Origin of the sequence: Catenulispora sp. EB89 (assembly GCF_041261445.1) — a bacterium.
GTDB lineage: Bacteria > Actinomycetota > Actinomycetes > Streptomycetales > Catenulisporaceae > Catenulispora.
This window is the reverse complement of sequence record NZ_JBGCCU010000010.1, coordinates 161934-185542: the sequence shown is the minus strand read 5'-3', so window position 1 is coordinate 185542 and position 23609 is coordinate 161934. Positions and strand designations below refer to the sequence as shown.

Annotated in this window: 18 protein-coding genes and 1 pseudogene; 2 read left to right on the top strand and 17 right to left on the bottom strand. The window is 69.8% G+C overall.

Annotated features, from left to right (window positions below; genetic code table 11):
- Position 1: 1 nt before the first annotated feature.
- The 6 genes from ABH920_RS22880 to ABH920_RS22855 form a co-directional block, all read right to left on the bottom strand.
- The gene (locus ABH920_RS22880; RefSeq protein WP_370351120.1) at positions 2-1078 is read right to left on the bottom strand and encodes a zinc-binding dehydrogenase; all 1077 of its coding nucleotides are present in this window, start codon (positions 1076-1078) and stop codon (positions 2-4) included.
- Between the two features lie 167 nt (positions 1079-1245).
- The gene (locus ABH920_RS22875; RefSeq protein ID WP_370351119.1) at positions 1246-1587 is read right to left on the bottom strand and encodes an L-rhamnose mutarotase; all 342 of its coding nucleotides are present in this window, start codon (positions 1585-1587) and stop codon (positions 1246-1248) included.
- Positions 1588-1723: 136 nt separating this feature from the next.
- The gene (locus ABH920_RS22870) at positions 1724-3661 is read right to left on the bottom strand and encodes a hypothetical protein (protein WP_370351118.1); all 1938 of its coding nucleotides are present in this window, start codon (positions 3659-3661) and stop codon (positions 1724-1726) included.
- Between the two features lie 33 nt (positions 3662-3694).
- Complete coding sequence (locus ABH920_RS22865) at positions 3695-4657, bottom strand: carbohydrate ABC transporter permease (RefSeq protein WP_370351117.1); 963 nt, start codon at positions 4655-4657, stop codon at positions 3695-3697.
- Complete coding sequence (locus ABH920_RS22860) at positions 4647-5516, bottom strand: carbohydrate ABC transporter permease (protein WP_370351238.1); 870 nt, start codon at positions 5514-5516, stop codon at positions 4647-4649. Before ABH920_RS22860 ends, ABH920_RS22865 begins: the two co-directional genes overlap by 11 nt.
- A 44-nt stretch (positions 5517-5560) precedes the next feature.
- The gene (locus tag ABH920_RS22855; RefSeq protein ID WP_370351116.1) at positions 5561-6901 is read right to left on the bottom strand and encodes an ABC transporter substrate-binding protein; all 1341 of its coding nucleotides are present in this window, start codon (positions 6899-6901) and stop codon (positions 5561-5563) included.
- Positions 6902-7328: 427 nt separating this feature from the next.
- Here ABH920_RS22855 and ABH920_RS22850 point away from each other — a divergent pair, with 427 nt between their 5' ends.
- The gene (locus tag ABH920_RS22850) at positions 7329-8057 is read left to right on the top strand and encodes a FadR/GntR family transcriptional regulator (protein WP_370351237.1); all 729 of its coding nucleotides are present in this window, start codon (positions 7329-7331) and stop codon (positions 8055-8057) included.
- Between the two features lie 31 nt (positions 8058-8088).
- Here ABH920_RS22850 and ABH920_RS22845 read toward each other — a convergent pair whose 3' ends face one another.
- The 3 genes from ABH920_RS22845 to ABH920_RS22835 all read right to left on the bottom strand — a co-directional run bounded on the left by ABH920_RS22845 (position 8089) and on the right by ABH920_RS22835 (position 11023).
- Positions 8089-9117: a methyltransferase gene (locus tag ABH920_RS22845; RefSeq protein WP_370351115.1), complete on the bottom strand. Its 1029-nt coding sequence runs from the start codon at positions 9115-9117 to the stop codon at positions 8089-8091.
- A gap of 230 nt (positions 9118-9347) precedes the next feature.
- Positions 9348-9812 (bottom strand): winged helix-turn-helix transcriptional regulator, encoded by a 465-nt coding sequence (locus ABH920_RS22840; RefSeq protein ID WP_370351114.1) that lies wholly within the window; start codon positions 9810-9812, stop codon positions 9348-9350.
- Between the two features lie 65 nt (positions 9813-9877).
- Positions 9878-11023 carry an FAD-dependent oxidoreductase gene (locus tag ABH920_RS22835; RefSeq protein WP_370351113.1) on the bottom strand — a complete coding sequence of 382 codons (1146 nt, stop codon included), beginning with the start codon at positions 11021-11023 and terminating at the stop codon, positions 9878-9880.
- 108 nt (positions 11024-11131) lie between these two features.
- On the opposite strand from ABH920_RS22835, the gene ABH920_RS22830 reads away from it, so the two are divergent.
- Complete coding sequence (locus ABH920_RS22830) at positions 11132-11806, top strand: TetR/AcrR family transcriptional regulator (protein ID WP_370351112.1); 675 nt, start codon at positions 11132-11134, stop codon at positions 11804-11806.
- A gap of 106 nt (positions 11807-11912) precedes the next feature.
- On the opposite strand, the gene ABH920_RS22825 is transcribed toward ABH920_RS22830, so the two are convergent.
- From ABH920_RS22825 to ABH920_RS22790, 8 genes and pseudogenes are all read right to left on the bottom strand, one after another.
- On the bottom strand, positions 11913-14549 hold the full coding sequence (locus ABH920_RS22825) for a glycoside hydrolase family 48 protein (RefSeq protein WP_370351111.1): 2637 nt from the start codon (positions 14547-14549) through the stop codon (positions 11913-11915).
- A 293-nt stretch (positions 14550-14842) separates the two neighbouring features.
- Positions 14843-15469: a hypothetical protein gene (locus tag ABH920_RS22820; RefSeq protein WP_370351110.1), complete on the bottom strand. Its 627-nt coding sequence runs from the start codon at positions 15467-15469 to the stop codon at positions 14843-14845.
- 65 nt (positions 15470-15534) lie between these two features.
- The gene (locus ABH920_RS22815; RefSeq protein ID WP_370351109.1) at positions 15535-17616 is read right to left on the bottom strand and encodes a cellulose binding domain-containing protein; all 2082 of its coding nucleotides are present in this window, start codon (positions 17614-17616) and stop codon (positions 15535-15537) included.
- Between the two features lie 36 nt (positions 17617-17652).
- Complete coding sequence (locus tag ABH920_RS22810) at positions 17653-19299, bottom strand: PHB depolymerase family esterase (RefSeq protein WP_370351108.1); 1647 nt, start codon at positions 19297-19299, stop codon at positions 17653-17655.
- Positions 19300-19533: 234 nt separating this feature from the next.
- The gene (locus ABH920_RS22805; RefSeq protein WP_370351236.1) at positions 19534-20097 is read right to left on the bottom strand and encodes a dihydrofolate reductase family protein; all 564 of its coding nucleotides are present in this window, start codon (positions 20095-20097) and stop codon (positions 19534-19536) included.
- A 75-nt stretch (positions 20098-20172) separates the two neighbouring features.
- Positions 20173-20562 (bottom strand): annotated as a pseudogene (locus tag ABH920_RS22800) (SRPBCC domain-containing protein); the annotation flags it as partial.
- Positions 20559-20948, bottom strand: a complete 390-nt coding sequence (locus ABH920_RS22795) for an ArsR/SmtB family transcription factor (RefSeq protein WP_370351107.1) — start codon at positions 20946-20948, stop codon at positions 20559-20561. The gene ABH920_RS22795 and the pseudogene ABH920_RS22800, both read right to left, overlap by 4 nt.
- A 55-nt stretch (positions 20949-21003) precedes the next feature.
- Positions 21004-23586, bottom strand: coding sequence for a GH32 C-terminal domain-containing protein (locus ABH920_RS22790; RefSeq protein ID WP_370351106.1), 2583 nt, complete (start codon positions 23584-23586; stop codon positions 21004-21006).
- Between the last annotated feature and the right edge of the window lie 23 nt (positions 23587-23609).

Sequence of the window (23609 nt, the reverse complement as noted above, 5' to 3'; positions counted from 1 at the left end):
CTCATGCCAGGCCTTCCGAAGAGGAGTCGGTGCAGTCCACCAGGACCTTGACGTCGTGGCCGGCTTCCAGCGACTGGAAGGCGCCGAGCGCGTCGGCGAGTGGCACGACCCTGCTTATCAGCTGCTCGGCCGGGACGGTGCCCTCGGCGACCAGGCGCACGGCGGTCTCGAAGTCCTCGCGGTCGTACAACCGGGCGCCGATCAGCGTCAGTTCCCGCCAGAAGAAGCGGTGCAGGTTCACCGGCCGGGGCCGGGGGTGGCTGGCGACCAGGCACAGCCGGCCGCGCACCGCGAGCACGTCCACCGCGGTCTGGACGCCGGCCTCGGCGCCGGAGACTTCGAACGCGACGTCCGCGCCGGCGTCCCCGGTCCATTCGCGGACGCGCTCAAGCACGGCGCCGCCGCCATCGCCGGCGCCGTCGGCGGAATCCGCGCTGGGGTCCCACGTCCGCAGCCCCAGCCGTTCGGCCAGCCGCCGACGGTGCGCGTTCGGCTCCACGACCCGCACGTCGCCGCCGGCGGCCCGCGCCACCACGGCGATCAGCACGCCGACCGGTCCGGCCCCGACCACGACGACCCGGTCGCCGTCGCGCACGCCGGCGCGGGCGACGTCGTGCACGGCCACGGCCGTGGGCTCCACCAGCGCCGCCCGGTCCAGCGGCAGCGACTCCGGCAGCCGGACCAGCGTCGAGGCGGGCACGGTCCAGCGCTGCTGCAGCGCGCCGGGCGAGTCGATGCCGAGGAAATCAAGGTTCTGGCACACGTGCCGATGCCCGCGGAGGCAGGCCGGGCAGGTGCCGTCCCAGCGCAGCGGCATCACCGTGACCGGATCGCCGGGCGCGAAGCCCGCGACGCCGGGGCCGACGCGGAGCACCCGCCCGGACATCTCGTGTCCGATGACGGCCGGCGTCTTGACCCGCGCGTCCATGTCGCCGTGGAAGATGTGCAGGTCGATGCCGCAGATCCCGACGTAGGCGGGGGCGAGTTCCACCTCTCCGGGCCCCGGGGCCGCGGTTTCGGCCGGGCCGGTCGTCAGGGTGCGGGCGGCGGTGTACCGCACGGCCAGCGGCGTCGTCATGGTGTCAGCGTCCTTCTTTGCGGAGAGCAGACGGCGCGGTGCCGTCGGTGGTGACGGGAATCGGGCTCTGCCCGGGGCCGGGGGCGTCGGTCACGGCCCCGGACAGAGGTCTGGTGCGGCGGACGGTCAGCCGAGGTTCCACTGCTGGTTGTGCGCGATGTTAGCGGTCACACGCGTGGTTCGTCGCTGAGATGCCAGATCTCCGGCAGGTCCGACCAGCGGCTGCCGTCGGCGGAGTCCGGCCACGGGACCTGGCAGGGGTCGGTGAAGGTCCACCACCGCTGCGTCTCGGGATCGGCCTTGATGATCCCTTCCAGGTCGGCGGCGAAGTCCGCGCCGTGGTACTCGTAGTAGGCGAAGAGCAGGTCGCCGTGGAGATAGATGCTGTATTTGCGGATGTGCGCCGCGCGCAGTGCGGCCTCGACACCCGGCCAGACTTCGCGGTGCAGGGCGAGGTATTCCTCGCGCAGCTCGGGTCGCAGCCGGGCGACTTGGGCTATGCGCTGCATGTCAGGGCTTTCCTGTCGAAGGGGCGCGTCTGCGGGCAGGCGGCGACGAGTCCGACGCTCGGGCAGCTGATGCTCCCGCGCGGGTCCCAGAAGTGAAGCCGCGAATCCAGAACCACAGGGTTCTGATACTCCGAGGTCACGCCGAGCCGTCCGTCCGCGCGGGCTCGGCGTCGAATGGCGTGCGGTAGGACGGCTGCCGCGTACGCAGCTCCAGGCGCAGCGTCAGCCGCACCCGCGTGGAGCGCGGCAGCTCGACGGTGAGCCACGGCCCGCCGACCTCGGCCGACTCCGACGTCTCGATCGGCGGCCGGTGTCCGTAGTCGTAGAGGTCGCCGATCCACGACGAGTCCTCGCAGGCCGTGTACTCGACGGCGGCGATGGTGTGCTCCGCGAACGGGCCAGCCTGCACGATCACCGTGCGCGCCTGCTCCGGGTCGAGGTTCACCAGCTCCACGACCGTGGCGCGCGGATCGATGCTGGACACCAGTGCCGCGACCGACGGCGGCAGGCCCGGGCGGCGCGATTCGGCGTCGTAGTAGCGCACGCGCGCCTGCTGGAGGCCGCCGTTGTACAGCACCTGCGGCCCGCCCCAGGTGAGCTGGACCAGGGCCTCGGTGGCCACCGGGTTCGACTGCTGCCACAGGTGGATGTCGGCCTCGGGCACGTCCAGGTCGCGGTAGCGCTCCATGCGGGTCAGGCGGTGGCGCGTCTGGGCCTGCGCGGTGGCCAGGATGCGCTCGGGGTAGCCGGGGTCGTCGCCGGCCAGGAAGGCGAACCAGGGCTCTTCGTGCCCTGATTCCTCCTTGCTGCGGAACGGCCGGATGACGCTCCAGTCGATGCCGGAGGCCTCGCGCAGCTGCTCGATGCGCTCGCGGTCGGCGTCGGAGGCGGTGTGGTGCCACAGCGCGGCGGGCACGACCAGCGGCATCGGGTTGTAGTCGAACCAGCCCTCGTCGCCGTGCCGGTACGGGACGTGGAAGGTCGGGGTCCGGACGTCGTCGAGCAGCTGGATGGTCCACTTGGACTGCAAGCTGGAGTCCGCGTCGGCGAAGGCCATCGTCTTGCCGCGCGCGATGAGCTCGTCGAGCGCCGGGCCGACCAGGTCCAGGTAGGAGTCGTCGCCGGTGACGGTGGCCGCGGCCAGCGCCGCGACCGCCGCGGCGGGTCCCACGCTGTGCCAGCCGTGCGGCCAGTTCCAGCCGTAGTGGCCGCCGTACCAGCGGCCCTCCAGCAGGCCGCCGACGGTTCCGTCCGGGGCGACGTTGTCGGGTATGACGCCGTCGTTGGCGGCAGCCCGCTCGCGCCAGGCGCCGACGTACTCGACGATCCAGTCCCGGTAGCGCTCCTCACCGGTGAGGATCAGGGCGTTGAGGGCGAGGTTGGTGGCCGCCAGGTTGACCGCGGTGTCGCCGACCCCTGTGCGCAGCCGCATCTGCTCGCCCAGACGCGGATCCTGGTCCAGCGGCGGGGTTTCGGCGCCCGCCGGCAGGATCCAGTTCAGGGGGAAGCCGTACATCTCGGCTTCCTTGGGCAGCCACGGGTAGTACTCGCCGTCGAACAGGCCTTCCCGGTCCGGGTCGCTGCCGTTGTGCGGGCGCCGGATGATGCGGTGTTCGGCGTCGTAGTTGCGGTGCACCGAGTCGACGTAGAGCTCTGCGAAGCGGACCGCGCGCTCGCGCCAGCGCTCGGGGTCGGCCATGCACAGGAAGTAGAACAGGAGCAGGCTCTCGCCCTGGTGGAACCAGTCGTATCCGCGCTCGTACTCGTCGCGCAGCATGCCGAGCTCCGTGAGCTGGCGGGTCACGCCCTCCCAGTGCCGCTCGGAGGCGGCCAGCAGGTCGTCGGCGCCGCCGAGCAGATACAGCTGCGGCCAGTTGAAGAAGACCTCGTAGAAGTCGTCGCCGCCGTCGCGGGTGGAAAGCGTCCCGTGGTATCTGAGCTCGCCGCCGGGCCCGGTGAAGTCCTCGGCGAACCGCCGCCACGACCGGTCCAGCAGATCGAAGAGCTCGCGCTCGGCCAGCGCCCAGCCGGGAGGCTCGAGCACCGGGACAGAGGCTTTGATGACGGGATGCATGAAAGGTATCTCCGTTTGGACGTTGCAGGATGTTCAGCTCTTGGTGGCGCCGGCGAGCATGCCGGTCACCAGGAAGCGCTGGGAGAACAGGAACACGATGAGCACCGGGGTGATCGCCAGCAGCGTCGCCAGCGCGAGCTCCGGACGTTGCACGGCCAGGCTGCCGACGGTCGGGTTGAACTGCGGCACGTCGTCCAGCAGCGTGCCCAGGCCCACCTGGACCGGGAGCTGGTTGCTCTGCGGCAGCATGACGTAGGGCAGGAAGTAGTTGGTCCAGTTGGCCACGAAGCTGAAGAACCCGACGAGCGCCACGATCGGCGCGGCCAGCGGCAGCGCGACCCGGCGGAAGACGCCGAGCTCGCTGCAGCCGTCCAGTCGCGCGGCCTCCAGCAGTTCCCTGGGAAGCGCGGTGCTGAAGTAGATGTAGGCCAGATACACGCCGAACGGATAGAACGCGTACGGGAGGATGATCGACCACATCGACCCGATCAGGTGTACCGCGTTGACTTCCAGGAACAGCGGCACGACCAGCGTGGCGTTCGGCATGAGCATCACCACGAGGGTGGCGATCAGCAGCATGCGGCGGCCGCGGAACTCGGTCATGGCCAGCGCGTAGCCGGCCGGGATCGCCACGGCCAGGGTGATCACCAGCGCCGCGAACGAGTAGAGCGCGGAGTTGCGCAGCCACTGGAACATGGCGTCGCCCTGGTAGGACGTCAGCGCGTCCCAGTTGGCGCGCAGCGCGTGCCAGGACCCGAACGCCAGCGGGTTGCCGTGCACGAGCTGGTCGTCGGTCTTGGTCGCCGCGAGCACCAGCCAGAGCACCGGCAGCACGAAGAAGACCACGAACAGTCCGAGCACCAGCGCGGGCAGCGGGTTGCCCGGCTTGCGGCGGCGGGCGGCGGCACTGCGGCGCGGTCCGGAGCCGGCGCGCGGGGCGGCCGTCTCGGTCCGGGTCCGGAAGGTCGACACGCCGGGGTGTCCCTCAGTCGGCATCGAAGAACCCCGATCTGGCGACGAACACGGCGGCGACGACCAGGCCGACGAGCAGGAGCTCGACCGAGATGGCCGCGGCGGTGTTGACGTCGTTGTTCTGGAAGGCGAAGTCGTAGGAGAGCTGGTTCAGCGAGTAGTCGCGGCCCGCGACGCCGACGCTGGCCTGCGCGAGCAGCTGCGGTTCGACGAACAGCTGGGTGCCCCCGGCGAAGGCCAGGATCACCATGTAGATGATCCACTTGCGCAGCATCGGGATCTGGATGCGCCGCGCCGTCTGCCAGGCGCTCGCGCCGTCGATCCGCGCGGCCTCGATGACCTCGTGCGGGATGTTGTTGAGCGCGCCGTGCATCACCACGATCCACCCGCCCGCGCCGGTCCAGAACGCGATCAGGGTGAACAGGACCGGCAGCTGGCCCGGGGCGACGACCTGGCCGAAGGTGTCGAAGCCCATCGCCCGGAGCAGGAAGCTCACCGGGCTCACCGTGGGGTCGAGCACGAACAGCCACACCATCACGCCGGCCGCGCCGGCCAGCGCGCCCGGGATGTAGTACAGGAACCTCAGGGCCTTGCTCACACCGCGCGCGGACATCCTTTGCAGCAGCAAGGACAGGCCGACGACGAGGATCACCAGCGACGCCAGCCAGAACACCAGGTACAGCGCGACGTGCTCGACGGCCGGGACGAAGCGGAAGTCGGAGGCGGCCCGGGAGAAGTTCGACAGACCGGTGAAGCGGGCGTTCCCGTCGGTGAAGGCGAAGTACACGGCGTAGCCCGTGGGCACCACGCCGAAGGCGATCAGCAGCACCACGTAGGCGGCGACGAAGCCGTGGCCGGCCCGGCCGGGCCACAGCGCGCGCAGGCCGCGCCGCGCTGTGGTCCGGCCGGTGGTCGCGGAGGGCGTGCTCACTTCGACGCCACCTGGTATCCGTCGGTCTTGGCGTAGTTCACGATCGAGTCGTGCCAGGCCGGCAGCAGGGAGGTGATGGTCTTGCCGGCGTTGACGCCCGGGGTGACCGTGGCCGCCCAGATCGCCTCCTGGCTGAACTGGCCGTAGCCCCAGCCCGTCCACACCTGGTCGGCCGCGGCTGTCAGCGGCGCGGTGATGTCGTCGGCGTAGTAGCCGGAGGCCGACTGCGCGGCCAGCCAGGTCTTGGCCGCCGCCGTGTAGGCCGGGTAGCCCGGGGCCAGCTTGCCCTGGTAGTCGTCCGAGGTCGTGGCCCAGGTCAGGAAGTCGGTCGCGGCCTTGAGGTTCTTGCTGTGCGCGGAGACCAGCCAGGTGCCGCCGCCGACGTTGCCCACCGAGGGGCTGGAGTCGCCGGCCCACTGCGGCATCGGCGCGACACCGATCTGGCCGGCCGGGGTCTTGAAGGTGCCCTGGAACAGCGCGCCGCCGTACCACGACGGGCCGGGCATCATCAGGATCTTGTCGGCCTCGTTCTTGTCGAAGTCCGAGCTGAACACGCTCGAGGTCGACATGGTCTTGTCCAGGATCAGCGTGTCGAGCAGCCCCGCCATCTTGGTGCAGTTCGCGCTGGTGGTGTCGACGGTGACGGCCTTGGCGCCGGTGATCTGGTTGGCGCCGCACTTGCCGGCCCACATGTAGACCTCGGGGGTGAAGGTGTCGCCGGCGGCGCCGACCAGGTAGCCGGGGTGCTCGGTGGCGACCTTCTGGCCGAGTGCCTGGTACTGCTCCCAGGTCGTGGGGACCTGGTAGCCCCACTGCTTCATGAGCTTGTCGTTGTACCAGAGGACGGTCTGCGACAGGTCGTTGCGCAGGCAGTAGACGGTGCCGTCCACGGTGCACGGGGCGTTGGCGTTGGTGGCCCAGCCGTCCAGCGTGGCCTGCGGGATCAGGCCCTTGTTCAGCGGGGCGGTGAAGCCGGCCGGGACCGCCCAGGCGGCCTCGTTGTTCTCCGCGCTGAAGACGACGTCCGGCCAGCCCGAACCGGTCCGGTTGAACAGCGAGACCTTGGTCTGGAGGTAGTTGGAGCCGTTGGCGTCCCCGTCGTAGGTGACGATGTCCATCTTCACCTCGGGGTGTTGCTTCTGGTACAGCTGCGCGGCGGCCAGTCGGGTCGAGTCGACCCAGACCGTCAGCGTGCCGCCGGTCTGCGCGGCGGGCTTGAAGGTGCCGCCGCTACCGGCCGTGCCGGCCTTCCCGGAGCTCGAGCCGCCGCAGGCGGCGGCACCGAGCGCGAGCACGGCTCCGACCGCCACGAGCGCGGCGCGGAATTTCACTGTCATGAACGACTCCCCTGCACTGGGGCACCGCCGAGCTGCGACTGGGCGGACCGGAAATGGAGATATGTGTCCTACTCATCGGGTCGACGTGACTCGGTTTCGGGCCGCCGCGCCGATGTTGCCGACCGGTTACCGGTAACACACCTAAGGCGGTGACCTGTGGCACACATAACAGCTGCGCAGGGAGGTGTGCGTCAAGGGGGCCGGGCGCATCTCTTCAAGATTCTTTTACGCGCGCGTCATCTGGACCGGACTTATGCCCGACTTGCTCACCGTTTGAGCGCCGTCGGTCGTCATATATGTAGGATCCATCTAGTCCCGAACGAGACCCACATGTATGCTCCTTGGCACTTGATACCAAGCAGCAGTGAGGGAGGCCACGGTGGACGGCACACCCGTCCTGGCGGAGGACGGCGCGTCCACGGGAAAACTGGAAGAGGCCCGGACCGACACCTACCGTCCGGGCTATGAACTGATCGCGGAACAGATCCTGCAGCTGATCGCCGAATCACGGCTCCAGCCGGGCGACCGCATGCCGACCGAGAAGGAGCTGGCCGAGCGCCTCGGCGCCAGCCGGACCGTGGTCCGCGAGGCGATCAAGATCCTGTCGGCCGTCGGCCGGGTCCGCGCCCAGAAGGGCCGCGGCCTCTACGTCGCCGACGACGAGGGCATGCTGGGCTCCTCCCGGTGGGGCGGCTTCTTCCTGCCGACCGACCTGGACCACGTCTACATGCTCTTCGAGTTCCGGCGGGTCCAGGAGACCGCAGCCAGCAAGCTGGCCGCGACCCGGGCGACCCCGGCCGAACTCCGCGCCATCGAGTCCGCGGCGCAGCTGTGCGAACAGGGCCACCTGACCGACCAGACCGCCCTGTTCGACCGCGGCGACGACGAGTTCCACCTCGGCATCGCCACCGCCTCGCACAACCCGTTCCTGCTCGCGGCGGTCCGCGAGGCCCGCCGCCTGCAACGCCAGTCCAGCACCATCGGCCTGCACGGCGCGCTCGGCAGCCACGCCGCCGAGGCGATCACCGAGCACGCCGCGATCTACGAGGCGATCCGCCGCGGCGACCCGGAGGCGGCGGCCGCGGCGGCGGGGGTGCATCTGGACAAGACGTTGGAGGACTATCGGCGGGAGATACAGCGGCGATTGTTCGGCTGATCTCTTCGACTGACCACGACGATTTGCGTGCTCAGCGCAGGCCGGCTTCGAGGATCGAGTACGGGCTGGGGGTGGCCACGGCTCGGTCGAGGGTGAAACCGGCGCTGTCGAGCAGGTCGCGGTACTCCTGCTCGGTGCGCTCCTTGCCGCTGAGGATGCCGAGCATGGTCAGGTCCATGGACTTGATGGGGTGGGGCTGGTCTCCCGGGGGGACCAGGCCTTCGAGGATCAGCACTCTGGTTCCCGGCTCGGCGGCGGTGGCGATGGAGCCGAGGATGCGTCGGCAGTCTTCGTCGCTCCAGTCGTGCAGGATCCAGCCGAGGATGTAGATGTCCGCCGTCGGTACGGCGGTGAAGAAGTCGCCGGCGACGAACTCCACGCGGTCGCCGAGGCGGGCGGCTGTCTCCGAGGAGCGTGCGGCCTCGATCGTCACCGGTCGGTCGAGGACGATGCCGCGGCGCGTCGGATCGTCGTCCCGGCTGAGCAGGTCGGCCAGCGTCTTGCCGTCGGCTCCGCCGATGTCGGCGATCGTTCGGCCGGGCGGGAGCCGGTAGCCGTCGAACATGCCGGCGCGCGCGGTGCCGCCCAACGTCGCCATGGCCTGGCTGAACAGGCTCGCGCGGGCGGGGTCGGCGGCGAGCCACTCGAAGTAGGGCATGCCGTGGTACTTCTCGACCGCGGGCTGGCCGGTGCGCAGGGTGTGCCGCAACTCGCTGAACGGCAGGTAGTGGAACTCGATCCCGGCCCGGGCGAGACCGTGCAGTGAATGCGGGTGCTTCTCCGACAGGGTGGCCCCGAGCGGTGTGAGGTGCACGGTCTCGCCGTCCGTGGTGAACACCCCGACCGTCGCCAGGGCGCGGACGGCCCGGCGCAGGGCGTCGGGGTTCGCGTTCGTGCGCTCGGCCAGCACGGCCACGGTGGTGGGACCCTGCTCGTCGAGGATCGTCGGCACGCCCAGATCCGCGATCGCGTACAGGGCCTGGGAGATCTGGAAACCGCCCAGCAGCTGCATCATCACAGCGGTCGGCGGCGGGCTCGGCACAGCACTCTGCTCGGACATCTCGCATCACTCTCGTTCGCTGGGAGTCACCGAGGCCACCGTCTCGTGCGCACTCTGCGATGCGCCACCCGGAGCTGACCCGGTGGGAGGTGGCCGAGGTGGACCGGTCCCGCGTTCGTGGAGATCACAGCCACACCGACCCCGATGCGCGACGGTGAGATGCCTCCCGGGTCGTTGAGCCGAAGCGTCCGAAGCGCCCGAAGCGTCCGAAGCGCCGACCGTTCAGCCGCTCAGTTCAGGCTGTCGGTGACGACCGGGACCAGGTTCGACGCGGCGATGGGTTCATGGCAGGCGCTGCAGGCGAGGTAGGGGTCTGTCTCGTTGCCGCAGGTGGTGTGCAGCAGCGGCCGGTGCGGGGCGTGGCTGCCATCCGCCCCGGGCGCGCGGACCTCGGCCCACCGGGTGATCGCCACGATCGCCGGCACCACCAGCTCGCGGGCGGCATCGGTGAGTTCGTACTCGAACCAGGGCTTGTCCTCCCGGTAGGCCCGCTTGCTGAGCAGGCCGGCCGCCGTGAGGTCGGTGAGCCGGCTGGTCAGGATGTTCGCCGAGATGCCGAGGGTCCGCTTGATCTCCCCGAACCGGGTCGTGCCGAAGAAGATCTCGCGCAGGATCTGATAGTTCCAGCGCTCGGAGATGACCGCGAGGAAGGTCTGGCCGGGCTCGAAGACGACGGGCCCTGAGTCTTTCGTCACGGTATCTCCCGGTTGCGGGTCGGTACTAGTTAGTGAACTGTACCCACCAGGGCCGCCGCCCGGGCTCACGCCGGCGGTTCCTGCCCGGTGAGCAGCTTGAGCAGACCGTCGGGAGTGTCGTCGCCGAACATCTGCCGGTGGTTCTGAGCGGATTCGGCGGCGAGTTCGGCGGCGCGGGGGAAGAGGTCCTGCTCGTACTGCGCCAGGGCCGCCTCGACGTCGCCGGGGTGGGCGGCGATGGCCCGGGCGAGTTCGGAGCCGTCGAACATCGCGAGGTTGGCGCCTTCGCCGGCGAACGGCGACATCAGGTGGGCCGCGTCGCCGACGAGGGTGACGCCGGGGACGCGGTCCCAGCGGTGGCCGATCGGCAGGGCGTTGATCATGCGCAGAACGGGGGCCTCGTCCCCCTCGGTGATCAACGCGGTGAGCCCCGGCGCCCAGTCGGCGAACTCCGCCGCGACCCGCGCGGTGACCGTGGCCGGATCGGCGGCGCTGATGTCCTCGATCCAGCTCGGCGGCACGGACAGCGCGACGTAGGTGTGCAGCACGCCGCCGGGTTCCCGGTGCCCGAGGATCCCCTTGCCCGGAGCCAGCGCGAACAGGGCGCCGCCGCCCATCGCCTTCGCCGCCTCAGGGTGGCGCCGGTCGGCGTCGTGCAGGTAGGTCTCGATGAAGGAGATGCCGACGTATTCGGGCTCGGCGTCGGACAGCAGCGGGCGGATCTTCGACCAGGCGCCGTCGGCACCGACCAGGAGCTCGGTGGTGGCGGTCGTGCCGTCGGTGAAGGCCAGCTCGTGCCGGCCGTCGCCGAGGGACCGCACGCCGGTGACCTTGCGTCCCCACTGGATCGTCCCCTCGGGCAGCGAGTCGAGCAGGATCCGGCGCAGGTCGCCGCGCAGCACCTCGGGGCGGCCGCCGCTGCCGTCGTCGGGCTCGTCGAGCAGCACCGTGCCGTCCGGGTCGAGGACGTGCGCGGCCTCGCCGCCGACGTGGATGATCGCCCGGAACTCGTCGGTGAGGCCGGCCGCGGCGAGCGCCAGCTGCCCGTTGTAGTCGTGGATGTCCAGTTGCCCGCCCTGGGTCCGGGCCGCGGCCGAGGGCTCGGCCTCGTAGATCGTGGCCGGGATGCCGTTGACGTGCAGAACGCGGGCGAGGGTGAGGCCGCCGAGTCCGGCGCCGACGATCGTGACGGGAGTGACGGAAGTGGCCATGGTGCTTCCTCTCAGATCGGAGACGGTCCGACCCGCGGCCGGCGCCTCATGACTGGTACACCGTACCAAGAAGTTTGGTACACCGTACCAGCCGTGCCAGGATGAGGCATGGCCAAAACCACCGGCACCGCCGCGCGGCGCTCCGACGCACTCACCCGCGAGCGGCTGGTCGCCGCGTCGATCGAGCTCCTGGACGCGCACGGCGAGGCCGGCCTCACGTTCCGCGCCCTGGCCGCGCGCCTGCAGACCGGGCACGGCGCCATCCAGTGGCACATAGCGACCAAGGACGAGCTGCTCCAGGCCGCCACCGAGGAGGTCGTCGAGCGGGCCCTGAGCGAGGCGCCGGCGGACGCGGCGAGTCCGCAGCAGAGCATCCGCGCCATCGCCCGCCAGCTGTTCGACGCGATCGACGCCCACCCCTGGGTCGGGACACAGGTGTGCCTCGAACCGTGGCAGGAAGCGGCGCTCCGGATCTTCGAAAGCCTGGGCGCGCATCTCCCGGCACTTGGTGTGCCGGAGCCGGCGCAGTTCGACAGCGCCTCGGCACTGCTGAGCCACATCCTCGGCCTGGCCGCGCAATACGCCGCGGCCGTCCGCCAACTCGCACCCGGGACGGAGCGGTCGGCCTTCCTGTCCGCCCTGGCCGCGCGTTGGACACAACTGGACCCCGCGCAGCACCCCTTCCTGCACCGGGTGGCCGCGCAACTGGCCGACCACGACGACCGGGAGCAGTTCCTGGCCGGCATCGACTTGCTGTTGGACGGGATGACCGCGCGTCGGTAGTTGCCCGCCGGTAGTGGCGCGCGGCTGACGAAAGCAGCACGCCGGGCGGCACGGAAACCCGTACCGCCCGGCGATCGGCCCTACCCGCTCACGATCAGGTCACCGCTCAGGTCGCGGTGACCGTGACCGTGGGCGCGACGTTGGTCCCGGAGTAGCTGGCGCCGAAGCCGAAGCTGGTGCTGGCCCCGGGCGCGATGACGTTGTTGTACGGGGCGTTGGTCGCGGTCACGACCTTGCCGACCTGCGTATCGCTGGCGTTCCACATGTTCGTGACGGTCTGGTTGCCCGCCCACGTCCAGGTCACCGTCCACGACTTCGTCGCCGTCGTGCCCGTGTTCGTGATGGTCACGTTGGCGTTGAAGCCGTTGCCCCAGTCGCTGCTGACCGTGTACGTCGCGGTGCACGCCGGTCCGCCGCCGCCGGTGGAGCCGGCGCTGGTCGTCGCGGTGACCGCGGTGGACGCCGCCGAGACGTTCCCCGCCGCGTCGTACGCCGAGACCGTGTAGCTGTACTGCGTCGAGGCCGTCAGCCCCGAGTCGGTGAACGTCGTCGTGGTCGACGTCCCGGCCAGCGTCGTGCCCCGGTACACGTTGTAGCCGGTCACCGCGACGTTGTCGGTCGACGCCGTCCACTTCAGCGAGACACTGCTGCTGGTGGTGCCGGTGACGGTCAGCCCGGTCGGCACGCTCGGCGGGGTCGTGTCGCCGCCGCCACCGCCGCCGTTGACGATCAGTTCGGCGTACACCGCGTACGCCATGGCGATGTCCGCCTGCGCCCAGAAGCGGTGGTAGGTGAACACCGGCGCGGCCCCGCCGTTGAGGTAGGCCTGCACCTTCGGCCAGGCCGGGTCGCTCTTGTACCAGGAGCGGATGGAGATGAACGTCGCCCCGGGCGCGACCGGGTCGCCGTTGGGCATCTTGCCCGACCAGCCGGACGGCACGTACACCGTGTCGTTGAACTGGCTGTAGTCGGTGCGCGTCTCGGGCGTGGTGATGCCCGCGGTGTCGGCGAACGTCGCCATCACGTCGAGCAGGCTCTTGGCCAGCACCGCGGACGCGGTGTCGCCGGACTTGGCGGCGTAGTACGTCAGGGTCTTGACGTAGGCCGCCGCGACGCCGACGTCGCTGCCGTACTCGGCGACCGAGACGTGCAGCCCGGAGTTGCCGCCCGGGCTCGCCGGGTTCCAGGTGTCCGGCTGGCCGGTCCAACCGAGGGTGGAGGGGATCGAGAAGGTGGTCGCGGTGACCGTGGTGACGGAGGAGGCCCAGGCGACCCACTTGCGCAGGATCGTCTTGGCGGTGGCGTTGCCGGTCACGTAGTAGTACTCCGCGAGCCGTTCCATCGACCAGGCCTGCATGCCGAACCAGTTGTTGCTCGGCGGGTCGTGGTAGACCGGCTCCCAGTCGTAGGCCATGCCGTAGAACGTCGAGTCGCCCGACGGCGGCACCGCGTACTGCCCCTCCCAGCTGTTCGTGCAGCCGCCGGCGATGGCGCCTTCGGCCGACTGGAGCCACTGGTAGAACTCCATCTGCCGCGTCAGGCTGGCGGTCCAGTCGGTCTTCGCGGTCGGGGACATGGGAGTCAGCGCGGCCACGTTCGACATCGCCCAGACCGCCAACGGGTTCTGGTACCCCTGGTGCGCGGCGCCGTCGCCGATCCGCCAGGCCCAGCCGCCCCCGGGCTCGGCCCCGCCCCAGGCGTAGTACCAGGCCAGCAGGTAGTGCTCGGAGCCGCGGCCGGTGCCGGCCGCGCAGGTGGAGGCGTTGGTGCAGTTGCCGATCTGCTTGAAGTACTTGTCGAACAGCGAGTACCGCAGGAAGTCGCCCATCTTGGCGGCCTTCGCCACCGAGGCGGCGATCTGGCCCTGGTTGCCCTGCGCCGAAGCCCAGTGGTAGGCCCAATACGCCGCCTGGACGGCACGCGCGTCGGCGTCGGGGGCGGTCGTGTACTTCCACTGCTTGGAGTAGGCGCCGGACTGCGCGACGAACAGGTCGAGGTAGCCGTTCGGACCGCCGTACTTGAACTGGTCCGTGGTCGGCTGCGGGATCGTCTTCCACACCGATTCGGCCGCGCCGCGCTGGTAGCTGTTGATGAACGACGGCCCGGTCGCCGTGGGCCCGGCCTCTCCGCCGGTGCCCGGCGTGTTGCCGTAGCCGTACTTGTTGTCGACGTCCATCAGCCAGTGCATCCCGTAAATGTCCGAGGTGCCGTACGTCGACGTCAGCTCGTTCGCCAGCGGGTCCTGGCCGACCGACACCGAGGTGTTCAGCGGGCTGGGGTAGCTGCTGGGGTCCGGCCACTCCGGGGCGTAGGTCGCCGGGGAGCTCGGGTTGTAGGAGCTGTTCGTCGGCTGGTCGACGTGCTGCGGGATGATGTAGTGCTCGGCCGTCGTCCAGGCGTTGTTGAACGCCGTCCAGTCGCCGGTGACCCGGCCGTACGTCGCCTCCAGCCACATCCAGAAGCTGAACGCCTCCGACGTCGTCTGGTGCCCGTAGTCCGGCGCCTCGACGATCAGGGTCTCGACGCTGTGGTAAGGGATCCCTGACGCGCTGAAGTAGCCGTTCGCAGGATCCTTGATCTTCTTGTACTGGGTGAGGAACTGCTGGGTGTAGGCATCCGTGGCGGCCGACGTCGCGTCGGGGGCGGCACTGGCCGCCCGCGAGACGGCGGGGGCGATGGCCGACGCCAGGAGGGCGCCGCCGGCCGCGGTCGCGAACTGCCTGCGAGACAGCTGTTTGGTCATGTTGGACCTCTGCTTCGGGGACCTGCCGAGATGCGGACCGGCAGAAAGTGGGCTGCTGGTGGCGCCGGGGGTGCTGCCCCGGCGCTGGTGTCGGCGTTGACGTCAACGGCTCGAACACCGGTGATGTTCGGCTCGGCGACACACGCTGTCAACACGCTCGGAGCTTCGCAGCCGTCTTAGTGAAGCGAGAAAGCGCAGGTAGGAGCCATGATCAAGAGTTGGGCCAGGGCGGGCGGGGCCGCGTCGGCGGTGAAAGTTACACCCGCGCAACTCCGGCGGGGGAGGCTCGCCGGTCAGGAGGCGAAAGTGCCGATCACGATGGAGGTCCACCACGCCGCCTGCGACAGCAAGCCGGAACCCAGGGCGCGCAGCAGAAGCGGACGGGGCAGGTCCGGGACCCCGGCGTCGCCGGCGAGCGCCGGAAGGCGGTCGCGGACAGTGCGGGCGTAGACGCCGTTGAGCCCGAGGATCAGGACCGCGTAGAGGTTCAGGAGGGTGGCCGCGTCGCCGAACTTCGGGTCCAGGAAGACCCCTGAGACGCCGAGCCCTGTGAAGCCGGCCCAGATGAGGACGTCGGCGCGCGCGGAGAAGCGCAGCATCTCCGCGATCGTGCGGCGTCCGGCCAGCACCGCCAGGCCGCAGGCGTCGACGGCGAGCACGGTGCCGAAACCGACCGCGAGGCTGACCAGGTGCACCGCGAGCGCGACGCGGTGGCCGGCCGGCCCGGTCCGCGTCTGATGAGCCGCGACGATCATCGCCGACCAGCCCAGGCACACCGCGACCGCGTGCCAGGCGGCGCGGTCGGAGTCGAAGGCGCGCGTCGACGGGAACGCCGAACGCCACACCGGCCGGGCCCCGAGGCCCGGCACGGCATGGTCGGTGGACGACGGCGTCTCGGTCACGGCTTTCACGGAGGTCACGGACGCATGATATTAGGTAAGGCTCAGCTAACAAGCGCTGGGCTCAGCCTCGCCCGGCCCGCAGGTCAGGTACATGCGGCCCCGTTGACGGTGAAGCTGGCCGGAGAGCTGTCGTTCGAGGTGAACGTGCCCTGGAACCCGAACGAGGTGTTCGCCCCCGGCGCGATCGAGCCGTTGTAGGCGGCATTCGTAGCGGTGACGGCGGCGCCGTTCTGGGTGGTGGTGGCGCTCCAGGCGTTGGTGATCTTCTGGTCGCCGGGGAAGGTCCAGGTCAGGGTCCAGCCGTTGATCCCGGTCGTTCCGGTGTCGGTGATGGTGACGTTGGCCGTGAAGCCTCCCGGCCATTCATTCGTTCTGGCGTAGTCGACATGGCAGGTGCCGCCGCCTGTGGTGCTGCCGGAGACCGTCCACGTGAAGCTCGCCGATCCGGACGCGCCGGTGGAATCGGTCGCGGTCACCGTCACGGTGGAAGTTCCAGCCGTCGTCGGCGTCCCGGTGATCAGACCGGACGAGGAGATCGACAGCCCGGCAGGAAGCCCGGCGGCCGTGTACGTCAGCGTCTGTCCGGACCCGGAGTCAGTGCCCTGAATCTGCACGCTGCCGACAGCCTTGCCGACCGTTCCGGCCTGGTTGCCCGGGCTGCTCACCGTGACGGTGTTGCCGCCGGTCACCGTGCCGCCGGGGATCACGTACGTCACCAGCGACCGGCCCGGCACGGTCGCGCTGAACGCGCCGCCGGCGACCGTCGTCGTGCTCTGAGCCGCGACGGTGTTCGAGGTGTTGGTCAGGTACGGCGTCACCGTGGCGCCGTTGGCGACGCCGGTGTTGGCCAGCGCGTAGTTGATCGTGTCGGAGCCGCTGCCGGTGTTGAGCGCCACGATCGCCAGCGAGCCGTCAGGGTTCTTGAACGCGCTCAGCTGGACCGCGCCGCTGGAACTGCTCGCGCCGATGCGGACGGCGCCGGGGTGGATATAGCGGCTGTAGTTGGCGAAGGCCCACAGCCGGCCGGTGGGGATCACCGAGTTGCCGTTGATCTCCAGCAACCCCTCGTTGTCGCCGTTCTCGGAGGGCGTGGTACTCCCCCACCAGTACATGTACGCGCTCAGGTTCGCCTGAGTCAGGCCGGTGTAGATGTGCTGGGCCCAGGTCATGCCGGAGGCGTCGGAGCCGTCGTCCCAGGCGCTGCTGAAGCCTTCGAAGGTCGACCATTCGGTCTCCCACGCCGGCTTGGTCCAGCCCGGCAGCGGCGAGTTCGGCTCGCCGCTGTAGCCGTGGCTGGTCGCCACGGCGGTGTCGGCCAGCGCGGTCGGGTCGGACTCGATCGCGGCGGCGTACTGGCCGGCCTTCGGCCAGCCGGTGGCGGCACAGCAGGAGACCTGCGTGGCCAGGCCGGAGTTCTTCACGGTCGGGCCGAGGACGTCGAGCACGCTGGCCATCTGCGCCGGGCTCATCGTCATGCTGTCGTAGTTGGCGGTGTAGTCGGGCTCGTTCGACGGGCCGACGTAGGTCAGCGGCACGCCGGCGGCGGCGTAGTCCTTGGCGTACTGCACCAGGTAGTTCGCATAGGCCTGGCGCCAGTCGCCGCTGGAGCAGGAGGCCCCCGCCGAGCCGCAGACCTGGCCGCCGTTGTCCGCGGAGTTGTTGGTCTTCATGTAGCCCGGGGCGCTCCAGGCGTCGGCGTAGACGTTCGTCACGCCGTAGCGGGCCTTGATCTGCTGCGCGAACCACAGCTGGCCCTGGTCCTGGTTGGTCTGCGACATCGGTACGTAGTTCGGCGCCGCGTTCGGTCCGCCGGGGTTGTTCGGCTCGATCGTGTTGCCCTGGTCCGCGCCGATCTCGTTGCGCAGGATGGTCAGCCCGGCCCCGGTGGTCGGGCTGTAGAGGTCGGCCAGCGCCTGCTGCTGGGCCGCCGACGGGGCGTTCATGACGCTGGCCGCCTCGCCGAACGCCTCGGAGGCGCCGAAGCCGGCGATGGTCTGGTAGGTGGTGGCTCCGTTGATCGAGGCGCTGTCGGCCGCGTAGGCCGGTGCCGACGGGACCACGATCGTCAGTGCGCACGCGCCGAGGACGCTCAGGCTTGCCGCGAGGGACACGATCTTGCGGCGGTCGGTGCGGTCGGTGCGTCTTGTCAGTACGAGCATGCTCATGCTCCTTTCCGCTATGGGTTCGAGTAGATTTCGGCGCTATCCGAGGGTCCACTGCTGGTTGCTGCCGCCGTTGCAGGTCCAGAGTTCGACCAGCGCGCCGTTGGCGGTGGAGGCTCCGGTGACGTCCAGGCAGAGCCCTGATTGCACTCCGGTGATGGTGCCGTTGGGGTTGAGGGTCCACTGCTGGTTGGTCTGGCCGTTGCAGGACCACAGGATCGCCTTGGTGCCGTTGCTGGTGCCCTTGTTGTTGGCGTCCAGGCACAGGATGCTGCCGCCGACCGTGACGGTCAGCTCGTTCGAGGAGTTGTGCGTCCAGGTCTGGTTGGCCTGGCCGTTGCAGTCGTAGATCTGCTGCTGGGCACCCAGGGTGGTGGTCGAGTTCGGGTCGTCCAGACACTTGCCCGCGCCCACCGCGTGCAGCGCGCCGGTGCTGCCGCCGCCGGTCGTGCCGCTGACCGTCCAGGCGAAGCTCGTCGAACCCGAGGCGCCGGTGGTGTCGCTCGCACTCACGACGGTGGTGAAGCTTCCGCCGCTGGTGGGAGTGCCGGAGATCAGGCCGCTGGACGAGATCGACAGGCCCGGCGGCAGACCGGTCGCACTGTAGGCCAGGGTCTGGCCGGACGCCGAGTCGGTGGCGTGGATCTGCAGGGCGCTGATCGGGGTGCCGGAGGCCGCGCTCTGGTTGCCGGGGCTGGTGACGCTGACCGTGTCGCCGCCGGTGGAGCTGCCGTCCAGGCCCATGAAGTGGATGGCGTAGGCGGCCATCGGCGTGCCCTGGATCGGGAGCTGGTGCCCGGCGCCGACGATGCTGTAGGCCTCGACCTGCGTGACGCCGGCGCTGTTGTTATAGCGGGTCCGGTTCCAGTTGGCGACCGGAGTGTCGCTCGACGACGGGGTCTGACTCACGCCGAGCACGTTCGTCCACTGCTTGATCTCTTCGCCGAGGTTGTTGTAGTTCAGGGTGGTGTCGGCGGTGCCGTGCCACAGCTGCATCCTGGGGCGCGGTCCGGTGTAGCCGGGATCCGCGCCGCGGGCGAGGTCGCCCCACTGCTGCGGGGTCATGGAGACCTGGCCGCCGGCGCAGGGGCCGTTCCAGCCGCGCACGGTGCCGGTGTAGAAGCAGTGGTAGGGGACGCCCATGAACGCCGCGCCGGCTTTGAACACGTCCGGGTAGTCGGCGAGCATGACGTTGGTCATCATCCCGCCGGAGGACTCGCCGGTGACGTAGACGGCGTTGGGGTTCCCGCCGTCGTGCTGCTCGGTGTACGTGACCATCGACATCAGCCCGACCGGGTCGCTGCCGCCGTTGCGCATCAGGGCCTGGTCGGAGGAAACGTCCCAGCAACTGCCGCCGGGGTTGGTCGAGGGGTAGATGACGACGAAGCCGTACTGGTCGGCCAGGGAGCCGAAATCGGTGCTGGAGTACAGGTACGGGCCAGAGCCCTGACAGCCGTGCAGCGCCAGGAGGATCGGCGGGTTCGGCTTGACGTTGTTCGGCACGTAGAGGTACATCGCCAGGTTGCTGGGGTTGGTGCCGAAGTTCGTGATCTGTATCAACGAAACGGCGGGGGTCAGCGAGGCGGCGGCGGCCTGCGGCGCGGCGGGCAGGCTCACACCGACTGCGGCCGCGACCGCCACGAAGAGACCGAGCAGGCGGGATTTCAGGGGGCGGGATCGCAGCATGGGACCTCTTAGTCCGGGGGCGGATGTTAGCGCTAACAGGGAGTTAGCCCGGCCCTGGACTGGCCGTCAACGACGGCATCGGCACGCGGATGCGGGACCTGCGTCGAACCGATTCGGAGAAGGCGGAGCGACCTGCCGGTTCGCCGCGCGGCGGGGATGGCGGCGCGGCGACACACGGCGGAAACTTTCACCCCGCTCAGAGCGGCGGGCGGTGCGTGATCAGCGGGCTGTCTTTCACTGCCCGACCGTGCGGTAGCGGAGACGCACAACGCCGTTGCGGAATCGGCGCTCGTCCAGGAGCTCCAGGTCGACGCGCATACCGGTCGGCAACCCCGGCTTGCCCCCGCCGACGACGACAGGCAGGACGAACAGCTGGCACTCGTCGACCAGCCCGGCTTGGAAGGCCTGCGCGGCGAGGTTCGCACCTCCCACGATGAGGTCGCTGGTGGCCGTAGCCTTCAGGTCACGCACTCGGTCGGGATCGAAACTGCGTTCCAGCCTGGTATCGGCAGTCGACACCTTGTCGAGGGTCGTGGAGTACACGACTTTGCTCGCCGCCCGCCACGCGGTCGCGAAGCCGCCCATAAGGTCCGACAGCGCCGCCAAAGCAGGGTCGGTCTCCCACACGGACATCGCCTCGTACAGGCGCCGGCCGTAGAGGAACGTGCCCGCAGAGCGCAGGAGTTCGGTGTGGACGGCGAAGACCTCGTCGTCGACGGGGAACCAGTCGAAGGCGCCGCGTTCGTCTTCGATGTAGCCGTCAAGCGACATGTTCGTCGCGTAGATGAGCTTTGCCATGCCTCTGGCGTTCGCCAGCGCGGCGTCCAACTTGGTGAACGCCTGGCGCCAGCCCTCCTTGGCGTGGGACCTCAGATGTCCGGGGAGCCACTGGCGGATCTCCAGCCGCGTCCGTCCGTCGGATTCGTCGTAGAACTCGACCCGCATCCGCGTCTCGAAGGGCTCGACACCCTCCGGCAGCCGGCCGCTGACGTACATGACGCCGTCCAGGAGCTCGCCGTCGGCGACATCGGTGAGGTCGACGCGGACGCGCACGCGGAGCTCGGGCTCGGCCGCGTTGACCTCGGTCCACCGCAGAAAGCCACCGGGGCGCACATCGAACTCGATCTCATCGCGCGGCAACGAGTTCCCCACGGGCCCCCACCACGCCGCCAGATGCTCGGGCTCGGTGAAAGCCCGGTAGAGGAGCCGCCGCGGCGCGTCGAACACGCGCGAGACGACGACCTGCGGCGTGTCGGCATTCATTCGGTCTCCCCATGGTCCTCGGCCACCCGGTCCACAGCCACCCGGTCCACGGCCCGCTCGGCAGCCTGCACCGCGGCGAGGTGCACATCGAGGCGGTCGAGGGACTCGTCCCAGAACCGCCGGTAGCGCTCTATCCAGTCGGCCGCCTCCCGCAACGGCGCGGCCTCAAGCCGACTCGCCCGCCACTTCCCCGACTTCGACCGCGAAATGAGCGCCGCACGCTCGAGCACCTTCAGGTGCCGCGACACCGCCGGCATCGAGATCGACAGCGGAGCGGTGAGCTCGGTGACCGTCGCATCGCGCACGGCCAACTCAGCGATGATCGCCCGCCGAGTCGGGTCGGACAAGGCGGAGAAGACCGCGCTGAGCTGATCGGTGCCAGGCATCGGGAGGTCCCTTCATTTAACCGATGCGTTAAGCGTACCAGGTGCCGGTACCGCCTCACGGCCAGATCGAGGCCAGCCCCCACACATGCAGCCCCGCGACGGTGCCGCGCCCACCGTCGGCGAAGGCGTCCAGACCGGTGCTCGACGGGTCGGGGAAGATCTGCGCGGTGAGCACGCGGGTCCCGTCGGCGGTGTAGACCTCGACGGACGAGGCGTCGACGAGGATGTGCAGCGCGAGCGCCCCGTCGTGCAGCGCCACCGGCGCCGACGCCACCGACGGAAAGGCCGGGTCGAAGCCGACGTCGCCCGAGGCGGTGCGGTCCACGAACAGGCGGCCGGTGGTCGCGTCGTAGCCGATGCGGGTGCGCTGGCCGGTCGGCCCGGTCCGCACGTCCAAGCCGAGCTGGCGCGCGCCGTGTGGCACGAGGCTGACCTGCGCCTCGAACTCAGCGCTGGCGTCGGCTGGGATCGGGACCGTCGCGGAGTCGGCGCTGGAGTCGGACCTGGTCCCGACCGGGATCGGCGCGGTCGCGGCGCCGAGGTTGATCGCCGAGCTCGAATACTGCGACTGGCGCAGCGCGCTGAGCGAGATCGGCTGCTGCGTCAGCTGCACCCGCCCGTCGATGGTGCGCAGGCTCAGGCGCCTCGGCAGGGTGTCCGCGCTGCGCCAGGGCGCGGTCGGGATGCTCTGGCCGTACTGCCAGTCGTTCATCCAGCCCACCATGATGCGGCTGCCGTCCGGGGTGTCGTTGAACGTGCTGCTGGCGTAGAAGTCGGGGCCGTAGTCGATCCAGTGTGCGCGCTGGATCGCCGACAGGGCCGGGGCGGGGGCGGCCGTGAAGTCGTCGGCGAGGATGTGGCCCCAGCCGCCGGTGTTGTGGTCGACGATCTGGATCTGCGCCGGCTTGCCGATCAGGTCGCGCAGGTCCCAGGACGTCCAGTCCAGGTTCTCGCTGTTGGAGCCGGTGGCCGAGCGCACGACGCGGCCGCCGACGACGAGGTTCACCGAGGTCTGATCGTCCCTCGGCTCGGCCTTCTGGTCGGAGAACACGATGTCGCCGACCATCAGGTGGCCCCAGCCCCCGGTTGCCGAGTCCACGACCTGGATCTGCGCCTGACGGCCGGCGTAAGCGCCGACGTCCCAGTTGGTCCAGTCAAGCGCCCCGCTGTTGGTGCCGGTGGCGCTGGCCACAACCTTGCCGCCGATCAGTAGGTTGACGGCGGTGGGTCCGGCAGCGCCGAAGGGGTGGTCGCCGCCGGCGACTTGTAGGGCGATGTAGTGGGTGCCGATGGTGAACGTCGGTGAAGTAATAGTCCCGGTGCCGGGGTCACCGGCTGGCGAGAACGTGTCGAGGACCCGCGGCGTCAGTTGGTTCGGCAGCTGCTCGGTGAACGGACCGGAGCTGGCGAAGTCGCCGGTGGCGGTCCAGCCTTCGTCGGCGTAGCTGGTGCCAGCCGACCAGTCCTGGAACAGGGTTCCGGGCGGCGGGCCGCCGTCGCCAGCACCCGGGACGTAGGGATGGTCGCCGCCACCTACCAAGAAGTTGAGGTAGGGCTTGGTGACGGTGAACGTCGGCGAGGTCAACTCGCCGGTGGAGGCGTCGCCGCCGTTGAAGGAGTTCACCAGGCCGGGCGGGGTGAAGCCGGTGACGGGCTGCTGGCCGGGGAGCGTGCCGGCGGCGGGGCCGGTGCCGAAGGCGGTGCCGGTTGCCGTCCAGTCACCGTAGCCGGAACCAGAACCGGAACCAGAACCTGGCGTGTCGAAGTCTTGGAGAGTGACACCCGGAGGCGGCGTGTAGGGCCGATCGTCGCTGGTGAAGCTGGTGCCATCGAAGCCACCGACGAAGTACTGCACGCCGGACCCACCAGCCACCGCGCCAGGATTGGTCCCGACGACGAGCACCCACTTGGTATGCGCCGGATCCCCGTCCACGGGCAGCGGGAACAAGTCAGGGCACTCCCACGCGCCGCCGACCGCCCCGGCCGGGCCGAAGTCCGACAGATGCGTCCAGGACTTCAGATCCTTCGAGCTGTAGAACGACACCTTGTGCTGATCCGAAAGCGCGACGGTCATCAGCCAGGACCGCGTGGGCTGATACCAAAAGACCTTCGGATCGCGGAAGTTCTGCGACCCGATGTCCAGCACCGGGTTCCCGCTGTACTTGGTCCAGGTCATGCCGCCGTCGAGGCTGTAGGCGAGCGACTGGGCCTGCTTGCCGGTGGCCTTGTAGGCGCTGGTGTAGATCGCCACGAGCGGCAAGTTCGCGGCCGTGCCAAGCCCGGAGGAATCAGTTCGGTCGAACACGACGCTGCCGGAGAAGACCATCTCGTTGTCGTCCTGCGGAATTGCCAGCGGCAGCTGCTTCCAGTGCACGAGATCGGTGCTCACGGCGTGACCCCAGGACATGTTGCCCCACGTGTCACCGCTCGGGTTGTACTGGAAGAAGAGGTGGTACTGGCCCTTGTAATAGATGAGGCCGTTGGGGTCGTTCATCCAGTTCTGCTGAGGCGAGAAGTGGAACTGCGGACGGTAGGGCTCGTGGTAGACGGCGTCGGCCGAGGCCGGCGCGCCGGAGACAGCAGTCGCGAAGAACAGGGCAAGGCAGGCTGCGAGAAGGCTGATGCGGCGTCTGGGCATTGGTACCTCCTTCGTAAAGAAGA